We start from the raw sequence: 19,607 nt of genomic DNA, 5'->3' as shown, positions 1-19,607 counted from the left end.
TGGTACCGGGCGGAAGCTTAGTACATGAAGTAGCGCTGCGCCATGGGCAGCACCTCGGCCGGCTCGCAGGTCAGGAGCTCGCCGTCGGCGCGCACCTCATAGGTCTCCGGATCGACCTCGATGTTGGGTGTCGCGTCATTGTGGATCATGCTCTTCTTCGAGATCCTGCCGCGGGTGTTCTGCACCGCGTAGAGCTTCTTCGAAAGGCCGAGCTTGCGGGCGAGCCCGCCGGTGATGGCCGCCTTCGAGGTGAAGATCACGGACGATGCCGTCAGCGACTTGCCGAAGGCGCCGAACATCGGCTGGTAGTGCACCGGCTGCGGCGTCGGGATCGAGGCGTTGGGATCGCCCATCGGCGCCGCGACGATGGTGCCGCCCTTGATGACACAGTCCGGCTTGACGCCGAAGAAGGCGGGCGACCACAGCACGAGGTCGGCGAGCTTGCCCTTTTCGACCGACCCGATCAGCTTCGACACGCCATGCGCGATCGCCGGGTTGATCGTGTATTTGGCGATGTAGCGCTTGACGCGGAAATTGTCGTTGTCCTTGCCCTTGTCCTGCGGCAGCGCGCCGCGCTGCTTCTTCATCTTGTCGGCGGTCTGCCACGTCCGGATGATGACCTCGCCGAGCCGGCCCATCGCCTGCGAATCCGATGACATCATCGAGAGCGCGCCGAGATCGTGCAGGATGTCTTCCGCCGCGATCGTCTCCTTGCGGATGCGGCTCTCGGCAAAAGCGAGGTCCTCCGCGATCGACGGATCGAGATGGTGGCAGACCATCAGCATGTCCAAATGCTCGTCGATGGTGTTGCGCGTGAACGGCCGCGTCGGATTGGTCGACGACGGCAGCACGTTCTTCAGGGCGGCAACCTTGATGATATCGGGCGCATGACCGCCGCCCGCGCCTTCGGTGTGGAAGGCGTGGATGGTGCGGCCCTTGAAGGCCTTGATGGTGTCCTCGACGAAGCCGGATTCGTTGAGCGTGTCCGAATGCAGCATCACCTGGACGTCGTAGTCGTCGGCGACCGAGAGACAATTGTCGATCGCCGCCGGCGTCGTGCCCCAGTCCTCGTGCAGCTTCAGCGCACAGGCGCCGGCCTTGACCATCTCGACCAGCGCGGCCGGGCGCGACGCATTGCCCTTGCCGGAGATGCCGAGATTCACCGGAAAGGCATCGAACGACTGCATCATCCGCCCGATGTGCCACGGGCCGGGCGTGCAGGTGGTCGCGAAGGTCCCGTGCGACGGGCCGGTGCCGCCGCCGAGCAGCGAGGTGACGCCAGACATCAGCGCGTGCTCGATCTGCTGCGGGCAGATGAAGTGGATGTGGCTGTCGAAGCCGCCGGCGGTGAGGATCTTGCCCTCGCCTGCGATCACGTCGGTGCCCGGGCCGATCACGATGGTCACGCCGGGCTGGATGTCCGGATTGCCGGCCTTGCCGATCGCAGAGATCATGCCTTCCTTGATCGCGACGTCGGCCTTCACGACACCCCAGTGATCCACGATCAGCGCATTGGTGATGACCGTGTCGGCGGCGCCCTGCTTGTTGGTCGCCTGCGACTGGCCCATGCCGTCGCGGATCACCTTGCCGCCGCCGAACTTCACCTCCTCGCCGTAGGTGGTGAAGTCCTTCTCGACCTCGATGATCAGGTCCGTGTCGGCGAGCCGGACCTTGTCGCCGGTGGTCGGGCCGAACATGTCGGCATAGACGGAACGCTTGATCTTGACGGACATCGATGGCCCCCACTCAGCTCTGCTTGTCTTGATTTCGAGACGCTGGCGAACCGCTCACAGCGTCCCCCGCGCGTTGGCAACCGTCTCGTCGAACAGCGCATCGAGCCGCGCGTTCACGCCGCGGCAGCCGGCGACGACCTGCTCGGCCCAGCCGAGATACTCCAGCAGCTCCAGCTGCTGCTCGAGGTCCGGCTCGAAGAAGATGCGCGCGCGGATATTGCTGATCTTGTCGGCGATCTTGATCTGCTTGGCACCAGCCGATTTGCCGGGAGCCGCGATGACCTGGACCGCGCGCCGCTCGCTCTTCGGCAGGGTCATGTCGTCGGTGACCTCCTCCACCAGCCCGGCGACGCGCGGGCCGAAGCGCTGCGTCAGCTCGTCGTGGGTGGTGTCGGTGTCCTCGATGGTGTCGTGCAGCCAGCCGGCCGCGACGAGCTCGGCGTCCTCGCCGTAGCAGACCGCCGACAGGATGTTTGCGACCTCGGCGAGATGATTGATGTAAGGCTCCTCGTCGCGGCCCTTGCGCTGCTGGCCGGCGTGACGGCGCGCCGCCAGTTCGGCGGCTTCGGAGACGAGGCGTAATCCGGTCAGCATCGTCTACAGCTTGCCCATGACGTCGCCGCGGAAGCCGTAGACGGTGCGCTTGCCGGCGAGCGCGACCAGGTGCACGTCGCGGGTCTGGCCTGGCTCGAAACGCACGGCCGTGCCGGCCGCTATGTCGAGGCGCATGCCGCGCGCTTTTTTCCGGTCGAATTTCAGCGCCGGATTGGTCTCGAAGAAGTGGTAGTGCGAGCCGACCTGGATCGGCCGGTCGCCGGTGTTGGCAACCGAAAGGGTCACGGTCTTGCGGCCGGCATTGAGCTCGATGTCGCCGTCCTGAATGAAGAGTTCGCCGGGGATCATGATTTACCTCGCAGGTTTCCACTGCGTCATGGCCGGGCTTGTCCCGGCCATCCACGTTTTTCCATTCAGATCGAACAGCGTGGATGCCCGGGTCAAGCCCGGGCATGACGACCGAAAGAGTTGGGCTCGCTTCACCGGATCGGCTCGTGCACCGTGACGAGCTTGGTGCCGTCCGGAAACGTCGCCTCGACCTGGATGTCATGGATCATCTCGGGGATGCCGAGCATCACCTGGTCGCGGGTCAGGACCTGGGCGCCGGCCTGCATCAAATCGGCCACGGTGCGGCCGTCGCGCGCGCCTTCCAGGATGAAATCGGAGATGATCGCGACCGCCTCGGGATGGTTCAGCTTGACGCCGCGCTCGAGTCTGCGGCGGGCCACGATGGCCGCCATCGAGATCAAGAGCTTGTCCTTTTCGCGGGGAGACAGGTTCATGCGGACTCTCTGGTGATCGTCTTCTGGTAATCGTCGGTTTGTAAACGTCTAGTTGAGCCACAGCCGCGGCAGCGGTTTATTCGAAGCACAGCCGAGCACCGCCATCATGTCGGCGCGCAGACTCGCGGCATCTTGGGCACAGAGGCGCGCCATTGCAAATCCATTCCAGGCCGACAGCCCGGCCTCTCCCCGGAAGGCCAGCAGGCTCTCCCTGATGCGCTCGACCAGCGCGGCGTCCCCGGGCACGATCAGCGCGGTCCCGATCGCCGCGGCGCCCTTGGCGATGGCGGGCTGCGCAAGCTTTGCGCCGATGTCGCCGTCGAGGCGGATCGTTTCGGCGAACACGAGCTTACCGCCGCGCCGCACCCGCCAGCGATCGACGAACTCGCCCTCCCGCATCGTCTCCCCCATGGCTGTGCGCCCGAACACGACGATCTCGCAGAGCAGGAGGGAGGCGGTATCGGCAAGGTCGATGTCGATCCGGCGATGGATACGGGCGCGGTCGAACAGGATGGTCTCCTGCGGCAGCCAGGAGATGTGCGCGTTCGCCGCGGCCGTCAGCGCAATGTCGAGGTCCGCCGGCTTTCCGGCCGCGCGGTAGACCTTTTCCGCTGCGGCGCTCGAGAGCGTCACGCGGCTGCCTTCGCCGGCCGCGACCTCGATTGCGAAACGATCGCCGCCGGCGATGCCACCGGCGGTGTTGACGAACATCGCCGAGAGGCCGTCGTCCTCGGGCGAGGGAAAGCGCACCCGCAGCGAGCCGGATTCATGCAGATGATGACGCCGCGTCATGCCGTCCTGCAGCCGCACGTCGAAGCGCACCGCGCCGCGGGCGCGGTTGGCCTCGAAGATGTCGGCGGCGGCGTTGGCGGGATCGGCCCGCATCGATCCCCTCCCCCTGGGACCAGACGCGGGGCGAGTCCGCGTCGAGAAGCTACGTGATGATCAGAGCGCCATCTGGCGGCTGATCTCGGCTGGATCGAGGTTGGCGCGGGTGCAGGTAAATTTTACCGCGCCGCGATCCATGACCGCGAAGTTGTCGCCGAGTTCGCAGGCAAAGTCGAGATACTGCTCGACCAGCACGATCGCGATGTTGCCGAGATTGCGCAGATACGAAATCGCCCGGCCGATGTCCTTGATGATCGAGGGCTGGATGCCCTCGGTCGGCTCGTCCAGCAGCAGGACCTTTGGCCTCATCACCATGGCGCGGCCGATCGCGAGCTGCTGCTGCTGGCCGCCGGAGAGATCGCCGCCGCGCCGACCGAGCATCGATTCGAGCACCGGAAACAGCGAGAACACGTCATCGGGGATGCTGCGGTCGGCGCGCTTCAGGGGGCCGAAGCCGGTCTTGAGGTTCTCCTCGACCGTCAGCAGCGGGAAGATCTCGCGGCCCTGCGGCACGAAGCCGATGCCCTTGCGCGCCCGCTCATAGGGCTTGAGATGGGTGATGTCGGCGCCGTCGAAGGTGATGGTGCCGGAGGCCAGCGGATACTGCCCGACCAGCGCCCGAAGCAGCGAGGTCTTGCCGACGCCGTTGCGGCCGAGCACGCAGGTGACCTTGCCGGGCTCCGCCGCGATCGAGACGCCGCGCAGCGCCTGGGCGGCGCCGTAATAGAGGTTAATGTTGTCGACGGTGAGCATCAGCGACCTCCGGCCGCTGATGGGCGAATGGCGAATGGCGAATGGCGAATAGATTGAATTCTCTGCGTCATCGTCCCTTGCCCTATTCGCTACTCGTCATTCGCTATTCGCCGGCCGACTAACGGCCCAGATAGACCTCGATCACCCGCTCGTTCGACGACACCTGATCGATGGTGCCCTCGGCCAGCACCGTGCCCTCGTGCAGGCAGGTGACCTTGACGCCGAGCTCGCGAACGAAGGTCATGTCGTGCTCGACGACCATGACGGTATGATCCTTGTTGATTTCCTTGAGCAGCTCGGCGGTCTGATGCGTCTCGACGTCCGTCATGCCGGCCACCGGCTCGTCGACCAGCAGGAGCTTCGGGTCCTGCGCCAAGAGCATGCCGATCTCCAGCCACTGCTTCTGGCCATGCGACAGGCTGCCGGCGAGCTTGCGCCTGAGGTCCTTGAGCCGCACGGTTTCGAGCACCTTGTCGATCTGCTCGGCTTCGCTTCTCGATCCGCGCCAGAACAGCGTGCCCTTGACGCTGTGGTCGACGTTGAGGGCGAGCAGCAAATTGTGCTCGACCGACTGGCTCTCGAACACCGTCGGCTTCTGGAACTTGCGGCCGATCCCGAGCTCGGCGATGCGGGTCTCGTCGAGGCGGGTGAGATCCGTCTTGCCGTCGAACAGCACCGTGCCCTCGTCGGGCTTGGTCTTGCCGGTGATGATGTCCATCATCGTGGTCTTGCCGGCGCCGTTCGGGCCGATGATGGCGCGCATCTCGCCGGGCTCGAGCGTCAGCGAGAGATTGTTGATGGCGTGGAAGCCGTCGAAGGAGACGTGCACGCCGTCGAGATAGAGCAGCGACGACGTCGCGCGGGTATCCATCACGTTCATGCGCTCACTCCGCCATCTTGGGTTCGGTGACGCCGTCCTCGCGGGCGGCGCTCTCGGCGTTGGGCGTCTTGGTGCTGAGTTGATCCCACCACGTATTGAACGTGCCGATGATGCCCTTGGGCAGCAGCAGGGTGACGAGCACGAACAATGCGCCGAGCATGAACAGCCAGTACGGTGCCAGCACGCCCGAGGTGAAGAACGTCTTGGCGTAGTTCACGACGACGGCGCCGAGCGCAGCGCCGACCAGCGTGCCGCGGCCGCCGACTGCGACCCAGATCACGGCCTCGATCGAGTTGCCCGGAGCGAACTCGCTCGGATTAATGATGCCCACCTGCGGGACATACAGCGCACCGGCGACGCCGGCCATGCATGCGGACAGCGTGAACACGAACAGCTTGTAGGACTCGACGCGATAGCCGAGGAAGCGCGTCCGCGACTCGGCGTCGCGGATCGCGATCAGCACCTTGCCGAGTTTCGACGACACGACGGCCCGGCAGATCAGGAACGCGAGAATGAGCGCGAGACAGCTCAGTGCGAACACCGCGGCGCGGGTGCCTTCCGCCTGGACGTTGAAGCCGAGGATGTCCTTGAAGTCGGTCAGGCCGTTGTTGCCGCCGAAGCCGAAATCATTGCGGAAGAAGGCGAGCAGCAGCGCGTAGGTCATCGCCTGGGTGATGATCGACAGATACACGCCGGTGACGCGCGAGCGGAAGGCGAGCCAGCCGAAGCAGAAGGCGAGCAGGCCGGGCACCACGAGCACCATCAAAGCTGCGAACCAGAACATGTCGAAGCCGTGCCAGTACCAGGGCAGCTTGGAATAATTCAGGAACACCATGAAGTCCGGCAGGATCGGATTGCCATAGACGCCCCGGGTGCCGATCTGGCGCATCAGATACATGCCCATCGCGTAGCCCCCGAGCGCGAAGAACGCGCCGTGACCGAGCGAGAGGATGCCGCAATAGCCCCAGATCAGGTCGATGGAGAGCGCCAGGATCGCGTAGCAGACATATTTGCCCCACAGCGCGACCAGATAGGTCGGCACCTGCAGCGCCGAGCCGGCCGGCAGCAGCAGGTTGGACAGCGGGATCAGGATGCCGCAGGCGGCAACGATCAGCACGAAGATGGTCGCGGCGCGGTCCAGCGACCTCGTCAGCATATGCGGCATCATGCTTCCACCGCCCGGCCCTTGAGCGCGAACAGGCCGCGCGGGCGCTTCTGAATGAACAGGATGATCAGGACCAGGATCGCGATCTTGCCGAGCACGGCGCCTGCCACCGGCTCCAGGAACTTGTTGGCGATGCCGAGCGTGAAGGCGCCGACCAGGGTGCCCCAGAGATTGCCGACCCCGCCGAACACCACGACCATGAAGGAATCGATGATGTAGCTCTGGCCGAGGTTGGGGCTGACATTGTCGATCTGCGACAGCGCCACGCCGGCGATGCCGGCGATGCCCGACCCCAGCCCGAAGGTCAGCGCATCGACGCGCGAGGTGGCGATGCCCATCGACGCCGCCATGCGCCGGTTCTGCGTCACGGCGCGCATTTCCAGACCGAGCGCGGTGTAGCGCAGCATCGCGAGCAGGATCGCGAACACGGCCATCGTGAAGCAGAGGATCCAGAGCCGGTTATAGGTGATGGTGATCTGGCCGAGCTCGAACGCACCGCTCATCCAGGAGGGATTGCCGACCTCGCGGTTGGTCGGGCCAAACGCGGAGCGCACCGCCTGCTGCAGGATGAGCGAGAGGCCCCAGGTCGCGAGCAGCGTCTCGAGCGGCCGCCCGTAGAGGAAGCGGATGATGGTGCGCTCGATCAGCACGCCGATGGCTCCGGCCACCAGGAAGGCGAGCGGCGCGGCAATCAAGAGCGAGTAGTCGAACAGCGCCGGATAGCTGGTGCGGATGACCTCCTGGACCACGAAGGTGGTGTAGGCGCCGAGCATCACCATCTCGCCATGGGCCATGTTGATGACGCCCATGACGCCGAAGGTGATGGCAAGCCCGATGGCGGCCAGCAGCAGCACCGAGCCGAGCGACAGGCCGTACCAGGCATTCTGCACGCCGGACCAGATCGCGAGCGAGCTCTGGATCGAAGCGATGGCACCTGCCGCGGCCTTGGCGACGCTTGCGGGCTGATCGCCACTGCTGATCTCGGTGAGCAGCGCCAGCGCCTCCTGGTCGCCGCGCGCCTTCACGGTGGCTACCGCTTCGAGCTTGTCGACCTCGCTGGCATCGGACTTGAACAGGAGAATTGCGGCGCGGGCTTCGGCGAGCGCCTGCTTGACCGAACGATTGGCTTCCTTGGCGAGCGCCGTTTCCACCGTCGGCAGCGTCGCCTCGTCATGCGATTTGAACACCGACTTGGCGGCCGACAGGCGCGTGTTCACGTCCGGCGACAGCAGGGTCAGGCCGCCCAACGCGGCGTCGACGCTGCGGCGCAGGCGGTTGTTGAGGCTGACCGCCGCGGCGTTGTCGGGCAGCCTGTCGACGGCGGCGCCGGTGGCGGCATCGATGATCTTGCCGTCGGTCTGCTTGACATAGACCTTCTTGGTGTCGGCATCGAACATCAGCCGCTCATCCTGCAGCGCGCTGATGATCGGATAGGCCAGCGGATTGCCCGACACGGCGATCTCGCCCACCGCATCATCGGTGTCGGAGAAATCGTCATTGGCGAACTTGGCGACGGACTCTTCGAAGCTGGCCGCGAATGCAGGCGCGGCCACGGCAATCAGGACAATAGAAAGAAGAATGCGACGAAGAATCGCGCGAACAATTGCAGGCACTGGACAACCCCGGCAGGAGGAAGTGAGAAGGCGGCGCTATCCACCGCCTTCTCCAGTCGTGACTTGGACGTCAGATCGATCTCAACTGCCCGAGCCCAGGCACTTGTTGGTCTTGACGTTGAAGTTGCCGCACTTCTTGCCGACCCAGTCGCCGATCAGGTCCTTGGAGCCCTCGAGCTCCTTCGACCAGGCGTCGCCCGGGACGAGATCCTTGGTCTTGTAGACGACGCTGAACTGGCCATCGCCCTTGATCTCGCCGATGAACACCGGCTTGGTGATGTGGTGGTTCGGCAGCATCTTCGACACGCCGCCGGTCAGGTTCGGGGCCTCGGTGCCAGGGAGGGCGTCGATGACCTTGTCCGCATCTGTCGACTTCACCTTCTCGACCGCCTTCACCCACATGTTGAAGCCGATGACGTGCGCTTCCATCGGGTCGTTGGTCACGCGCTTCGGGTTCTTGGTATAGGCCTGCCAATCCTTGATGAACTTCTCGTTGGCCGGGGTCTTGATCGACTCGAAGTAGTTCCAGGCGGCGAGATGGCCGATCAGCGGCTTGGTGTCGATGCCGGCGAGCTCTTCCTCACCCACCGAGAACGCGACGACCGGGATGTCCTTGGCCTTGATGCCCTGGTTGCCGAGCTCCTTGTAGAACGGAACGTTGGCGTCGCCGTTGATGGTCGAGACCACCGCGGTCTTCTTGCCGGCCGAACCGAACTTCTTGATGTCGGCCACGATCGTCTGCCAGTCGGAGTGACCGAACGGCGTGTAGTTGATCATGATGTCGTCCTGAGCCACGCCCTTCGACTTCAGGTAGGCTTCCAGGATCTTGTTGGTGGTGCGCGGATAGACGTAGTCGGTGCCGGCCAGCACCCAACGCTTCACCTTCTCTTCCTTCATCAGGTAGTCGACCGCCGGGATCGCCTGCTGGTTCGGCGCCGCACCGGTGTAGAACACGTTGCGCTCGCTCTCCTCGCCCTCGTACTGGACCGGGTAGAACAGGATGCTGTTGAGTTCCTTGAACACCGGCAGCACCGACTTGCGCGACACCGAGGTCCAGCAGCCGAACACGACCGCGACCTTGTTCTTGGTGATCAGCTCGCGCGCCTTCTCGGCGAACAGCGGCCAGTTCGACGCGGGATCGACGACGACGGCCTCGAGCTTCTTGCCGAGCACGCCGCCCTTCTTGTTCTGTTCGTCGATCAGAAACAGGATCGTATCCTTCAGCGTGGTTTCGCTGATGGCCATGGTGCCGGACAGAGAATGCAGAACACCAATCTTGATGGTGTCGTCGGCAGCCATGGCCGGGCCGAAGCCGGCGACGCCGAGCGCCAGGCCGGCAGCAGCAGCCAGCCAGCGACGGCGGCTGAATGGCGCCGTTAATTCCTGAGTGAGTCGAGTAAGCATGAGGTAATATCTCCCTGACGCAGACGTGCTTCACAGCCAAGGCGGCCGGCGGTCTGCGGCGGAAGAATCGCAAGAAGCATGCCATGCCGTTCACATCTCGTAAGCCATTGATCCCAATCTGGAACTTGGGCCAATCGCGACGGAAGGTCGCAATCTCGTGCCGCCGGTTTAGGCAGGCACGGTGATCATTCGGCTGGCATCGAGCACACGATTTATGCACTTTGTTTTGAATGGCTAAAATTAAAGCAGCAGAGTACCGGCTCAATCGCCGATCCGTTGCGCACCGGCCTTGAAAGTGCCGCCAGTCTGTTCCATATATCTGATAGATCGAGGCGAATCGGCCGGATCTTTGCAAGCCGCGTGTTCTTTAGCTCGTTCAGAGCTTCTGGCTTCGCATTCTCACCCATCCAATCTCGACGCTCCAAACACGCGGGTGTCTCTTCAACCACCCACCCGCGTCCGGCTGGCTGCCGACACGGGCCTCATCCTCTTATGGAAAGCCCAATCTTTTGACATCCTTTCAGGATTTTAACCTCGCCGACGCGCTGACGCGCGCGCTGAAGGAAGAGAACTACACCACCCCCACCCCGATCCAGGCACAGACCATCCCGCTCGCCCTCGAAGGCCGCGACGTGATCGGCATCGCCCAGACGGGAACCGGCAAGACCGCCTCGTTCGCCCTGCCGATCCTGCACCGCCTGCTGCAGAACCGGATCAAGCCGCAGCCGAAGACGGCGCGCGTGCTCGTTCTGAGCCCGACCCGCGAACTGTCCGGCCAGATCCTCGACAGCTTCAACACCTATGGCCGCCACATCCGCCTGACCTCGGCGCTCGCGATCGGCGGCGTGCCGATGGGACGCCAGGTCCGCGCGCTCATGCCGGGCCTCGAGGTGCTGGTCGCCACGCCTGGCCGGCTGCTCGACCTCGTCCAGGGCAACGCCGTGAAGCTGAACCAGGTCGAGTTCCTGGTGCTCGACGAAGCCGACCGCATGCTCGACATGGGCTTCATCAACGACATCCGGAAGATCGTCGCCAAGCTGCCGATCAAGCGGCAGACGCTGTTCTTCTCGGCCACCATGCCGAAGGACATCGCCGAGCTCGCGGACGCCATGCTGCGCGACCCCGCGCGGGTCGCGGTGACCCCCGTTTCCTCGACGGTCGAGCGCATTGCCCAGCGCGTGATCCACGTCGACCACTCGGCCAAGCCGAACCTTCTGGCTCAGTTGCTCAAGCAGGAGCCGGTCAACCGCGCGCTGGTGTTCACCCGTACCAAGCACGGTGCCGACAAGGTCGTGAAGAGCCTGGAAAAGGCCGGCATCCCCGCCCAGGCGATTCACGGCAACAAGTCACAGAACCACCGCGAGCGCACCCTCGCAGCGTTCCGCACCGGCGAGATCCGAACCCTGGTCGCAACCGACATCGCGGCCCGCGGCATCGACGTCGACGGCGTCAGCCATGTCGTGAATTTCGACCTGCCCAACGTGCCGGAGACCTACGTCCACCGCATCGGCCGCACGGCACGCGCCGGCGCTGAAGGCATCGCGATTTCGCTCGTCGCCGGAGCGGACGAGCTGTCCTACCTTCGCGACATCGAGCGGCTGATCAAGATCTCGCTGCCGCGCGACGATCGCCGCACGCCGGGCCTCCGCGAGGCCGCGGCACCGGCCAAACCGCCTCAGCGTGGCGGCCGTCCTGGCATGCAGAATGCGCGGACCAACGAGGGTGGCACCGCCGCAAAAGGCCCTCGCCGTCGCCGTCGTTCCAATGCTAAGATGGCGCCTCTGCCAGGCAATCGTCAGGAGCCCCAGCGGCCGTCGCAAGGCGGCGGCAAGGCCGGGTCGATTCAAGGCGTTGCTTTCCTGCATCGCGAGGGCAGACCCAAAAACCACGCTCACAACCGCAACCAACGGCCAAACTAGACGTCTATCGATCTGGAGAGAGACATGGCTAAGGAAGAGCTGATCCAGTTCGAAGGGCTGGTCACCGAAATCCTTCCCGACGCGCGCTACCGGGTACAACTCGATGCGGGGCACGAAATCGTCGCCTACACCGCCGGCAAGATGAAAAAGAATCGCATCAAGACGCTCGCGGGAGACCGCGTGACCGTCGAGATGTCGCCCTATGATCTGGAAAAGGGCCGGCTGATCTTCCGCCACAAGGACGAGCGCCCCAGCTCGACCGGCGGACCTCCGCGTGGCGCAGCGCAGCGCGGCGGCCAGTTCCGGCGGCGCTAGAGCCTTGGGCGGAGCAATGGTTCCGCCCAACCCAGCGAATTGATCAACTCTTGCGCAATCAGCGACAATTCAGCGCGTCGGCCTCGAGCCGGCGCGTCAAAAAATCATGCGCCCTCGCGCAGCTCAGGATTGTTTTGCGCGGGCATTTCCAATAGTATATCCCGCAATCGATTTTCGGCCGGACGAGATTAGCTATTACCGGTACAGCCGGTTCAGACGCTGACGACCCTTCCAAAAATTCGATCTAACCAGCCCAGGAATCTGGGTTACGCATTTGATATCTGAGAAGGGAACTACCCCCGTGAGCATGGGAACCGTGAAGTGGTTTAACGCAACCAAGGGCTATGGCTTCATTCAGCCGGATGACGGCGGCAACGACGTGTTCGTGCACATCAGCGCCGTCGAGCGCGCTGGTCTCGGCACGCTGCGCGAAGGCCAGAAGATCTCCTACGAGATCGTGGCGGACCGCCGTTCGGGCAAGTCGTCGGCCGATAATCTCCGCGCCGCCAATTGAGCGACGCCAGGGTAATCGCCTGCGCGATTGCCCGCCTGGACAACGAAAGGCCGCCTTGCGCGGCCTTTTTTATTGCCTGCTTTTCGCTGCCTGAATGCCCATCGCCGCGCTCCGCTCGCCCGAAAGACCGCATGTCGCGCCGGTTCGCAGGCGCGTGCGACCGCAGCCCCGGCGCGGGCGGGCTCCGTTGCGGCAGCCCTCACCTCAGCAGTAGGTCGCCGGGCTATACATCACACAGGTCGACTGCCGCGGGCGGGTATAGGCGACGTCGCTGAGATTGACGCCCGTCTTGCCCATGACGTAGCCGATCGTCGGAACGTACTGGTAGTTCACCTCGCTGAAGATCAGATAGGTGCCGGACACCAGCAATTCAGCCGGCACGCCGACCGTCATGCCGACGGTTCGCGGTGTCGACCCCTTGCTCCACTTCACCGTCGCCTGCTTGGTGGTGGGATCGACATAGAGCTCGGTGATCGTCGCATTCACCGGCGTGGTGGAATAGGGGTACATGATGCCGGTCGAGGCGGCGAAGAAGTTCGACATGTCGCTATCGCCGACCGTGGTCGATTGCGATGTCAGATCCGACAGGGTTCGCGCCATCAAGGTGACCTTGCGGTCGACGGCGATCGCCGAGCAGAATTCGACCGTGCCGAAGAACATCACCAGCATCAGCGGCACGATGAATGCGAATTCGGTGGCCGCGACACCGCGTCGATCGGCGACAAAGGCGTCGATGCGACGCCACAGGTGCAGGCTCGAAGACATACCCGGCATTCTTCCCAACGGCATGATGAATTCCTGGTGTCCCTCTGAAGGAGCTCGCGAGAGCCTTGTCGTGAGAGCCGTGTTTATGAATACGGCTCGTTCTTGAATGCGGCCGTGCCCACCAGCAGCCGCTTGCTGCCGCTCAGGTTGGCGATGTTGTAGCCGAGCCCCGTCACGAAGATCGGCCATTGATAGAACAGCCTGACGACGACGATGTCTCCGGCGGCACCCGGGCTGTAGGTCATGTTGTTGACGAAGTTGCCGCTGTTGTCGATCTGGTTGCTGATCGAGACGCTCCCGAACGAGGAGTAGCTCTTCACGTCGATATAGATCTTGTTGCAGTCGAACAGCGCGGGAACCTGGGTGCAGACGTAGCTCGCGAACTGCGCCTGCGTATAGGCGCCCTGTTGCGCCTGTCCGGTCAGGATCATGCGCGCCGAGTCCTGCGTGATCGTCTCGAGCACCTGCCCGGCAAAGAACATCAGCGCCGTTTCGATGATCGCGAACAGCAGCGCGAAGAAGACCGGCGCGACCAGCGCGAATTCGAGCGCGGCCGACGCCCGCCGGTTGCGTCGGAAGCGGCGCAGCATCCGGCGCATCGAAGCGGTCGAGGAGACGGGGGCTTGCATGGGTTCATCCGGACTGGAAAGGCACATCAATCTGAGCGAAAGGAATAGCGGAAACTCCTTGGGAAAGGGTTTCCCACGATGCGGACAGTATGGCCTGCCGCATCAACGTCCCGCTAACCGTGCTTGGGGGTTCGCACGCAGCCAGCCCTTCGAGACAGCGCGTCACCGCCCGATCCGATCATCGAAACCAAACGAGAAACCAAACGAATCGGGCGACCCAGCCGCAGCACCAGCGGCAAGGCTCGCCGCATCGTCGGCGCGGACACGCGTGGAGAGGCGGTCAGGCGCTGCCATCGACCCGGGCAGGCGTGGCAAGGCCAGCGCTCAGTTGGTCTTCGAGGCCGCCGCCGCGTTACCGCTCGCCGTGCTGGACATCGTTCCAGCCTGGTCGAGCACCGATTTGAAGTAGTTGTCGCCGTCGCCCAAGGTCACCCGGCGCTGGCAGATCGGCATGCAGCTATAGGTCTCACGGTCGACGCCGCGATACACCGTCACGAGCTGGTCGGTGGGCCCGGCGACCTGGATCTGGCGATCGATCAGCACCTGTCCGCCACGATCCATCGCAATGAAGTTGGTGGCGCCATAGCTCTTGCCGGTGACGACGATGATGCCGCCGCTCTGCAAGGTCACATCGGCGATCATCGGATTGCCGACGACGAGGGTCGCGACCCGGTCGGGCAGCTTGACCAGCTTGGCCTGGTCGACATTCACGGCGATGGCGGGATCAGGCTCCGCCAAGGCGGCAGCCGGCCACAGCAGCACCGCGGCGACAGCTGCCCGCAATGCGAAGGAAACACTAGGACGACGCGATACACAGAACGACATACTCAAACCCCGGGACATTGACGAGCCGTCTCAAGCGATACGCAGCGGTGACGGCGCCCGACGCGGCAAATCTGCGCTCAATTGGTGAATGATCTGCAAACGTCGCCATTTGGTCTGGGGCGGTTGCAAAACCCCTCATCGCCGGAACGGAAACGCGAGCTGGCCGCCGAACTCACCGGGCATCGTCGCCTCGTCCTTGCCGTAGGCCATGGGCAACTGCCCCGCCGGCATCCGGAACGTGCCGAACAGGATGTCCCAGATCGGGAACGTGCCGGCGAAGTTGGTATTGCCGCCCTGCTCCATCGACGTGTGGTGCCAGCGGTGGAAGATGGGCGTGGCGAGGACATATTTCAGCGGGCCCAGCGTCCAGTTGAGATTGGCGTGCACGAAGGCCGAATGGAACGTGGTGAATGGTCCGACCCAGATCATGACATTGGGCGAGATGCCGGCCATCAAGAGGATGACGTCGACCGCGATCGTGCCGAGGATCAAGTTGATCGGATGGAAGCGGGCAGCCGAAATCCACTCCAGATCCTCCGACGAGTGGTGAACCGCGTGGTATTTCCAGAACTCGCCGCCATGGAACAGACGATGCGTCCAGTACAGCATGAAGTCGGAGAGCACGAGGAAGAGCATCCCCTGCAGCCATTCGGGAAGCTGCGCCAGCGGGCCGTGCCCGTTCTCATAGAAGGCGATCAACTCGTCGGCGTCGCGGATCTTGAAGAGAACGCTGGCGCCGAGCACGAGAAAGCCGATGCGGAGCACCCGGGCGAACACCGGCACGAAGAACCAGTAGACCACGTCGGTGACGAGCTCGCGCTTCTGCCACCACGGCTTGCCGGGATTGCAGGCCCAGAAGTGACTGAGCACCGAGAACACCACCGCCAGCACCAAGGTGATCGGCAACACCTTCTCGATGGTCTGGCCGAGCATCAGCGCGACTTCCCATGGCAGACCGGACATCACATTCCTCATCTCATGAACTGTTCCGAGGGGTACTCCTTGGCGCTTAAGGAGCCGTGAACCTCGGCGCCGGCAAAACCGCTCTGCCTATCGGCCCAGCGCGATCGACATCGAGCCACATGCTCCGCCAGCCAGGTCGACACGGCCATATGCATATAGTGCGGAATGCGGAGCAGGCCCCGCGATGGACCGGTCGGGCATGATCGCCGAAACCCTGCGCTCATCTTTTCAACGAGACCGACCGCGGCGCGACCATGCATCATTTCGAATGATCGCGCCGCGCTTCATCCTATGTTTACTCTGCACAATAACAGTCATTTGTCGCCGTGTTTCGGCGACCGAATTAACTACGCCGAAATTCCTGCCCCCTAGGGTGGCCGCATGGTCACGGTGCTGAGAACGCCGCAACGACCAGAGTTTGTTCGACCAGCCACGTGTACATGGAGTTACCTATGAAGAATCTTCTTGCTCGCTTCGTGAAGGATGAATCCGGCGCGACCGCGATCGAATACGGTCTGATCGCCGCCGGCATCTCGCTCGCGATCATTGCCGCGGTGAACGGTCTCGGCTCCAGCCTGAGCTCCAAGTTCGGCGCGATCAACACCTCGCTGAAGTAAGCGGTCGTCACGGCCGAGCAAAGAAGGCCCCGGACATCCGGGGCCTTTATCATTTCCACATTCAGCTTCGCGGCGTTCAGTGATGCGTAACCACGTTTTGTCCGCAGCCGCGTCCCGGCCCCCGCCCAGGGCGGCCGACGTCGCCTTGCGTTGGATCTGCGGCGGCCTCGGCCTGTCCATCCTCGCTCTCGCGGCCCGCATCGTCAGCGTCTGGTGAGATCGACAGCCAACCGGCCATTCCGGCTGTTTCCCGATCGTTTATTTCTTGCAGCTAGACTCTGGCGCAGCGGCGCACCCACGCGCCGCGTCGATGCCATTGAGAGCCCATGACCCTCGATCTCGCGCGCCTTCTGCTGTTTCCGGCCCTGATGGCCTTTGCCGCGGCGAGCGATTTGTTCACGATGACCATTTCGAACCGGGTCTCCCTTGCGCTCGTCGCCGGCTTTCTGGTTCTGGCGCCGCTGAGCGGCATGAGCATGGCTGACATGCTGATGCACCTCGGCGCCGGCGCGACCCTGCTGGTGATTGCTTTCACCTGCTTTGCATTCGGCTGGATCGGCGGCGGTGACGCCAAGGTCGCATCCGCCGCCGCGCTGTGGTTCGGCTTCGCCCACCTGATGAACTACCTGTTGTACGCCTCGATCTTCGGCGGCGTGCTCACTCTCGCCCTCATGCAGTTCCGGCAATGGCCGTTGCCCTACATGCTGGCGGGGCAACCCTGGCTTGCACGCCTGCACGCCAAGGAGAGCGGCGTGCCCTATGGCATCGCGCTCGCCCTGGGCGCTCTGATGGTCTATCCGGAGACCGATTGGGTGAAGGCGATCGACGCTGCGCGTCTTGCATTGCTCTGAAAGCACCGTGTCAACGCGGTGTTAAGGCGATTTAGATACGCCTCATTAACCATGCTTTGACGAATAACTGCTCAACTCCCATCACGGCGGCGGAAACGTCGCGGCGTCATGTGGAAAGTGAAGCGTATGAATACCGCACGCATTGTGGTTCTGACCATCGCTGTAGGCGCTGGCGGCGTGGCCGCATATCTCGCGAGCGGGTCCGACGACCGGCCGGCTCAAGTTGCCGCGCCCGCGCCGCAGATGCCCACCGTCGACGTTCTCGTCGCCAAGGGCGACATCGCCCTCGGCCAATCGCTCAAGCCCGAAGATCTGCAGTGGCAGAGCTGGCCGGCGGCCACGGCCAGCTCCAGCTTCATCCGGCGCAGCGAGCGGCCCGAAGGACAGACGCAGATAACGGGCACGATCGCGCGGGCTCCGTTCATTGCCGGCGAGCCCATCCGCGAACAGAAGCTCGTCAAGGCCGACGGCTCGGGCTTCATGGCCGCGATCCTGCCGGCCGGCATGCGCGCCGTTTCCACCGAGATTTCTCCGGAGACCGGCGCCGGCGGCTTCATCCTGCCGAACGACCGCGTCGACGTGATCCTGTCCAAGCGCGAGCGCAATCCGGATCAGCCCAACGCGGGCGACGTCGTCAGCTCCGATATCATCCTGTCGAACATCCGCGTGCTGGCGATCGATCAGGCTCCGAAGGAAAAAGACGGCCAGACCACGGTGGTCGGCAAGACCGTCACGCTGGAGCTGAAGCCGGAACAGGCCGAGACGCTCGCGCGTGCCCGTCAAACCGGAACGCTGTCCCTGGCGCTCCGCAGCATCGCCGACGTCAACGTGGCCGAGCACCGCACGGACGAGACCAGCCGCAAGCGCAGCGACAGCGTTGCCGTCGTCCGCTTCGGCATTCCCAGCACGATGACGACGCAGAAGTGAGCAAGAGGACCACCAAGATGACCTGCAGCGAAAATCAGCGGAAGATGCGGACCCTGTTGGTCCGCGCGCTGTCGTTTTCGGCCGCCGCTGCGCTGACCCTCAATCCGGCGATCGCGCCGGTGATCGCGGCAGACTACCGCCCGGCGACCGCAGCCGCCGCGGACGGCCAGATCAATGCACGCTTCCTTGCGCTCGGCATCGGCAAGTCCGTCGTCATCGATCTGCCGCGCGACATCAAGGACGTTCTCGTCGCCGATCCGAAGATCGCGAATGCCGTCGTGCGCTCCGCCCAGCGCGCTTACATCATCGGTGCGGCGATCGGCCAGACCAATATCGTCTTCTTCGACGCGCAGGGCCAGCAGATCGCGGCCTACGACATCGCGGTCAAGCGCGACCTGAACGGCGCGCGGGCGGCGCTGAAGCAGTTGCTGCCGAATGCCGATATCCAGATCGAAGGCCTCGCCGACAGCATCGTGCTGACCGGCTCGGCGTCGAGCCAGATCGAAGCCCAGCAGGCCGGCGAACTCGCCGCCCGGCTCGCCGGCGGCGCCGACAAGGTCGTCAACTCGATCACCGTGCGCGGCCGCGACCAGGTCATGCTGAAGGTGACGGTCGCCGAGGTGCAGCGCTCGATCGTCAAGCAGCTCGGCATCGATCTCTCCGGCCAGCTCAACTATGGAACGGCCGTCGTCAAATTCGCCAACTCCAATCCGTTCACGGCCTATGGCAGCAATCTGGTCTCGAACAATGCCGTGAGCGCAGCGTTCGGAGCGGCCCCGACGGTGCAGGCGACGCTGCGCGCGATGGAGAACGCGGGCGTGATCCGTACCCTCGCGGAACCCAATCTGACCGCCATCTCGGGCGAGTCCGCGACCTTCATCGCCGGCGGCGAGTTTCCGGTTCCTGCCGGCTACTCCTGCGATCCGACGACCCATGTCTGTACGACGCAGATCAGCTTCAAGAAGTTCGGCATCTCGCTCAACTTCACGCCCGTCGTGCTCAGCGAGGGCCGGATCTCGATGCGGGTGATGACCGAGGTCTCGGAGCTCTCAAACGAGAACTCGATCACGCTGTCGCAAGCCGTCAGCTCGACGACGGTCAACTCGTTGACGGTTCCTTCGATCAAGACCCGGCGCGCCGAGACCACGCTGGAAATTCCCTCCGGCGGCGCCATGGCGATGGCCGGCCTGATCCAGCAGCAGACCAAGCAGGCGATCAGCGGCATGCCGGGCCTGATGCAGCTGCCGGTCCTCGGCGCGCTGTTCCGCAGCCGCGACTACGTCAACAACCAGACCGAATTGATGGTTCTGGTGACGCCGTTCGTCGTCCGCGCCGTGGCACAGAAGGATCTCTCCCGCCCAGACGACGGCTTCGCGGCCGCGTCCGACCCCCAGGCCGATCTCCTGGGCAGCATCAACCGCATCTACGGCGTACCCGGCCGGGCCGAACCCGGACGCAACTATCGCGGCACCTATGGCTTCATCACGGACTGAGCCGGGACAAGGACCT

The 19,607-nt window shown here is 64.1% G+C and carries 21 protein-coding genes; 7 read left to right on the top strand and 14 right to left on the bottom strand.

Annotation, left to right across the window (positions count from 1 at the left end; translation table 11 throughout):
* Window positions 1–17: 17 nt before the first annotated feature.
* The 10 genes from ureC to urtA all read right to left on the bottom strand — a co-directional run bounded on the left by ureC (window position 18) and on the right by urtA (window position 9,773).
* Window positions 18–1,733 carry an urease subunit alpha gene (gene ureC / locus QX039_RS24635; RefSeq protein WP_315734582.1) on the bottom strand — a complete coding sequence of 572 codons (1,716 nt, stop codon included), beginning with the start codon at window positions 1,731–1,733 and terminating at the stop codon, window positions 18–20.
* A gap of 54 nt (window positions 1,734–1,787) precedes the next feature.
* A complete protein-coding gene (locus tag QX039_RS24630; protein WP_315734584.1) occupies window positions 1,788–2,327 on the bottom strand; it encodes an HD domain-containing protein in 540 nt (179 codons plus the stop codon).
* Between the two features lie 3 nt (window positions 2,328–2,330).
* Entirely contained in the window at window positions 2,331–2,636 is a 306-nt protein-coding gene (locus QX039_RS24625) for an urease subunit beta (protein ID WP_315734586.1), read from the bottom strand.
* Between the two features lie 131 nt (window positions 2,637–2,767).
* On the bottom strand, window positions 2,768–3,070 hold the full coding sequence (locus tag QX039_RS24620) for an urease subunit gamma (RefSeq protein WP_315734589.1): 303 nt from the start codon (window positions 3,068–3,070) through the stop codon (window positions 2,768–2,770).
* Between the two features lie 48 nt (window positions 3,071–3,118).
* Window positions 3,119–3,955 (bottom strand): urease accessory protein UreD, encoded by an 837-nt coding sequence (locus tag QX039_RS24615; RefSeq protein ID WP_315734591.1) that lies wholly within the window; start codon window positions 3,953–3,955, stop codon window positions 3,119–3,121.
* A gap of 60 nt (window positions 3,956–4,015) precedes the next feature.
* A complete protein-coding gene (gene urtE / locus QX039_RS24610; protein ID WP_315734594.1) occupies window positions 4,016–4,711 on the bottom strand; it encodes an urea ABC transporter ATP-binding subunit UrtE in 696 nt (231 codons plus the stop codon).
* 118 nt (window positions 4,712–4,829) lie between these two features.
* Complete coding sequence (gene urtD / locus QX039_RS24605) at window positions 4,830–5,591, bottom strand: urea ABC transporter ATP-binding protein UrtD (protein WP_315734596.1); 762 nt, start codon at window positions 5,589–5,591, stop codon at window positions 4,830–4,832.
* A gap of 4 nt (window positions 5,592–5,595) precedes the next feature.
* Window positions 5,596–6,759, bottom strand: a complete 1,164-nt coding sequence (gene urtC, locus QX039_RS24600) for an urea ABC transporter permease subunit UrtC (protein ID WP_315734598.1) — start codon at window positions 6,757–6,759, stop codon at window positions 5,596–5,598.
* Window positions 6,756–8,318, bottom strand: coding sequence for an urea ABC transporter permease subunit UrtB (gene urtB, locus QX039_RS24595; protein WP_409998892.1), 1,563 nt, complete (start codon window positions 8,316–8,318; stop codon window positions 6,756–6,758). Before urtB ends, urtC begins: the two co-directional genes overlap by 4 nt.
* A gap of 132 nt (window positions 8,319–8,450) precedes the next feature.
* Window positions 8,451–9,773, bottom strand: coding sequence for an urea ABC transporter substrate-binding protein (gene urtA / locus QX039_RS24590; RefSeq protein ID WP_315734602.1), 1,323 nt, complete (start codon window positions 9,771–9,773; stop codon window positions 8,451–8,453).
* 509 nt (window positions 9,774–10,282) lie between these two features.
* Between urtA and QX039_RS24585 the strand changes: the two genes are divergently transcribed.
* The 3 genes from QX039_RS24585 to QX039_RS24575 all read left to right on the top strand — a co-directional run bounded on the left by QX039_RS24585 (window position 10,283) and on the right by QX039_RS24575 (window position 12,521).
* Window positions 10,283–11,692, top strand: coding sequence for a DEAD/DEAH box helicase (locus tag QX039_RS24585; protein WP_315734604.1), 1,410 nt, complete (start codon window positions 10,283–10,285; stop codon window positions 11,690–11,692).
* Between the two features lie 24 nt (window positions 11,693–11,716).
* Entirely contained in the window at window positions 11,717–12,007 is a 291-nt protein-coding gene (infA, locus tag QX039_RS24580; protein ID WP_315734606.1) for a translation initiation factor IF-1, read from the top strand.
* A gap of 301 nt (window positions 12,008–12,308) precedes the next feature.
* Window positions 12,309–12,521 carry a cold-shock protein gene (locus tag QX039_RS24575; RefSeq protein ID WP_006612155.1) on the top strand — a complete coding sequence of 71 codons (213 nt, stop codon included), beginning with the start codon at window positions 12,309–12,311 and terminating at the stop codon, window positions 12,519–12,521.
* Between the two features lie 204 nt (window positions 12,522–12,725).
* On the opposite strand, the gene QX039_RS24570 is transcribed toward QX039_RS24575, so the two are convergent.
* The 4 genes from QX039_RS24570 to QX039_RS24555 all read right to left on the bottom strand — a co-directional run bounded on the left by QX039_RS24570 (window position 12,726) and on the right by QX039_RS24555 (window position 15,703).
* Entirely contained in the window at window positions 12,726–13,286 is a 561-nt protein-coding gene (locus QX039_RS24570; RefSeq protein ID WP_315734609.1) for a TadE/TadG family type IV pilus assembly protein, read from the bottom strand.
* Window positions 13,287–13,369: 83 nt separating this feature from the next.
* The gene (locus QX039_RS24565; RefSeq protein ID WP_315734610.1) at window positions 13,370–13,915 is read right to left on the bottom strand and encodes a TadE/TadG family type IV pilus assembly protein; all 546 of its coding nucleotides are present in this window, start codon (window positions 13,913–13,915) and stop codon (window positions 13,370–13,372) included.
* A gap of 324 nt (window positions 13,916–14,239) precedes the next feature.
* Window positions 14,240–14,740, bottom strand: coding sequence for a pilus assembly protein N-terminal domain-containing protein (locus QX039_RS24560; protein ID WP_315734613.1), 501 nt, complete (start codon window positions 14,738–14,740; stop codon window positions 14,240–14,242).
* Between the two features lie 135 nt (window positions 14,741–14,875).
* Complete coding sequence (locus tag QX039_RS24555) at window positions 14,876–15,703, bottom strand: sterol desaturase family protein (protein WP_315734615.1); 828 nt, start codon at window positions 15,701–15,703, stop codon at window positions 14,876–14,878.
* A gap of 452 nt (window positions 15,704–16,155) precedes the next feature.
* Here QX039_RS24555 and QX039_RS24550 point away from each other — a divergent pair, with 452 nt between their 5' ends.
* The 4 genes from QX039_RS24550 (at window position 16,156) to QX039_RS24535 (ending at window position 19,591) form a co-directional block, all read left to right on the top strand.
* Window positions 16,156–16,320 carry a Flp family type IVb pilin gene (locus tag QX039_RS24550; protein WP_231317342.1) on the top strand — a complete coding sequence of 55 codons (165 nt, stop codon included), beginning with the start codon at window positions 16,156–16,158 and terminating at the stop codon, window positions 16,318–16,320.
* A 326-nt stretch (window positions 16,321–16,646) separates the two neighbouring features.
* On the top strand, window positions 16,647–17,171 hold the full coding sequence (locus QX039_RS24545) for a prepilin peptidase (RefSeq protein ID WP_315734617.1): 525 nt from the start codon (window positions 16,647–16,649) through the stop codon (window positions 17,169–17,171).
* A 126-nt stretch (window positions 17,172–17,297) separates the two neighbouring features.
* On the top strand, window positions 17,298–18,098 hold the full coding sequence (gene cpaB / locus QX039_RS24540) for a Flp pilus assembly protein CpaB (protein ID WP_315734619.1): 801 nt from the start codon (window positions 17,298–17,300) through the stop codon (window positions 18,096–18,098).
* Window positions 18,099–18,115: 17 nt separating this feature from the next.
* Window positions 18,116–19,591, top strand: coding sequence for a type II and III secretion system protein family protein (locus QX039_RS24535; RefSeq protein WP_315735683.1), 1,476 nt, complete (start codon window positions 18,116–18,118; stop codon window positions 19,589–19,591).
* The last annotated feature ends 16 nt before the right edge of the window (window positions 19,592–19,607 follow it).

Source organism: Bradyrhizobium sp. SZCCHNR1043 (genome assembly GCF_032489675.1).
Classification (GTDB): domain Bacteria; phylum Pseudomonadota; class Alphaproteobacteria; order Rhizobiales; family Xanthobacteraceae; genus Bradyrhizobium.
Note: the sequence above shows the minus strand (reverse complement) of the source record. Positions and strands in the feature narration are given on the sequence as shown.

Bases quoted from the DNA above. Each gene is read 5' to 3' on its own strand.
- ureC (WP_315734582.1), bottom strand. From the start codon at position 1,733: ATGTCCGTCAAGATCAAGCGTTCCGTCTATGCCGACATGTTCGGCCCG.
- QX039_RS24630 (WP_315734584.1), bottom strand. From the start codon at position 2,327: ATGCTGACCGGATTACGCCTCGTCTCCGAAGCCGCCGAACTGGCGGCG.
- QX039_RS24625 (WP_315734586.1), bottom strand. From the start codon at position 2,636: ATGATCCCCGGCGAACTCTTCATTCAGGACGGCGACATCGAGCTCAAT.
- QX039_RS24620 (WP_315734589.1), bottom strand. From the start codon at position 3,070: ATGAACCTGTCTCCCCGCGAAAAGGACAAGCTCTTGATCTCGATGGCG.
- QX039_RS24615 (WP_315734591.1), bottom strand. From the start codon at position 3,955: ATGCGGGCCGATCCCGCCAACGCCGCCGCCGACATCTTCGAGGCCAAC.
- urtE (WP_315734594.1), bottom strand. From the start codon at position 4,711: ATGCTCACCGTCGACAACATTAACCTCTATTACGGCGCCGCCCAGGCG.
- urtD (WP_315734596.1), bottom strand. From the start codon at position 5,591: ATGAACGTGATGGATACCCGCGCGACGTCGTCGCTGCTCTATCTCGAC.
- urtC (WP_315734598.1), bottom strand. From the start codon at position 6,759: ATGATGCCGCATATGCTGACGAGGTCGCTGGACCGCGCCGCGACCATC.
- urtA (WP_315734602.1), bottom strand. From the start codon at position 9,773: ATGCTTACTCGACTCACTCAGGAATTAACGGCGCCATTCAGCCGCCGT.
- infA (WP_315734606.1), top strand. From the start codon at position 11,717: ATGGCTAAGGAAGAGCTGATCCAGTTCGAAGGGCTGGTCACCGAAATC.
- QX039_RS24570 (WP_315734609.1), bottom strand. From the start codon at position 13,286: ATGTCTTCGAGCCTGCACCTGTGGCGTCGCATCGACGCCTTTGTCGCC.
- QX039_RS24565 (WP_315734610.1), bottom strand. From the start codon at position 13,915: ATGCAAGCCCCCGTCTCCTCGACCGCTTCGATGCGCCGGATGCTGCGC.
- QX039_RS24560 (WP_315734613.1), bottom strand. From the start codon at position 14,740: ATGTCGTTCTGTGTATCGCGTCGTCCTAGTGTTTCCTTCGCATTGCGG.
- QX039_RS24555 (WP_315734615.1), bottom strand. From the start codon at position 15,703: ATGTCCGGTCTGCCATGGGAAGTCGCGCTGATGCTCGGCCAGACCATC.
- QX039_RS24550 (WP_231317342.1), top strand. From the start codon at position 16,156: ATGAAGAATCTTCTTGCTCGCTTCGTGAAGGATGAATCCGGCGCGACC.
- QX039_RS24545 (WP_315734617.1), top strand. From the start codon at position 16,647: ATGACCCTCGATCTCGCGCGCCTTCTGCTGTTTCCGGCCCTGATGGCC.
- cpaB (WP_315734619.1), top strand. From the start codon at position 17,298: ATGAATACCGCACGCATTGTGGTTCTGACCATCGCTGTAGGCGCTGGC.
- QX039_RS24535 (WP_315735683.1), top strand. From the start codon at position 18,116: ATGACCTGCAGCGAAAATCAGCGGAAGATGCGGACCCTGTTGGTCCGC.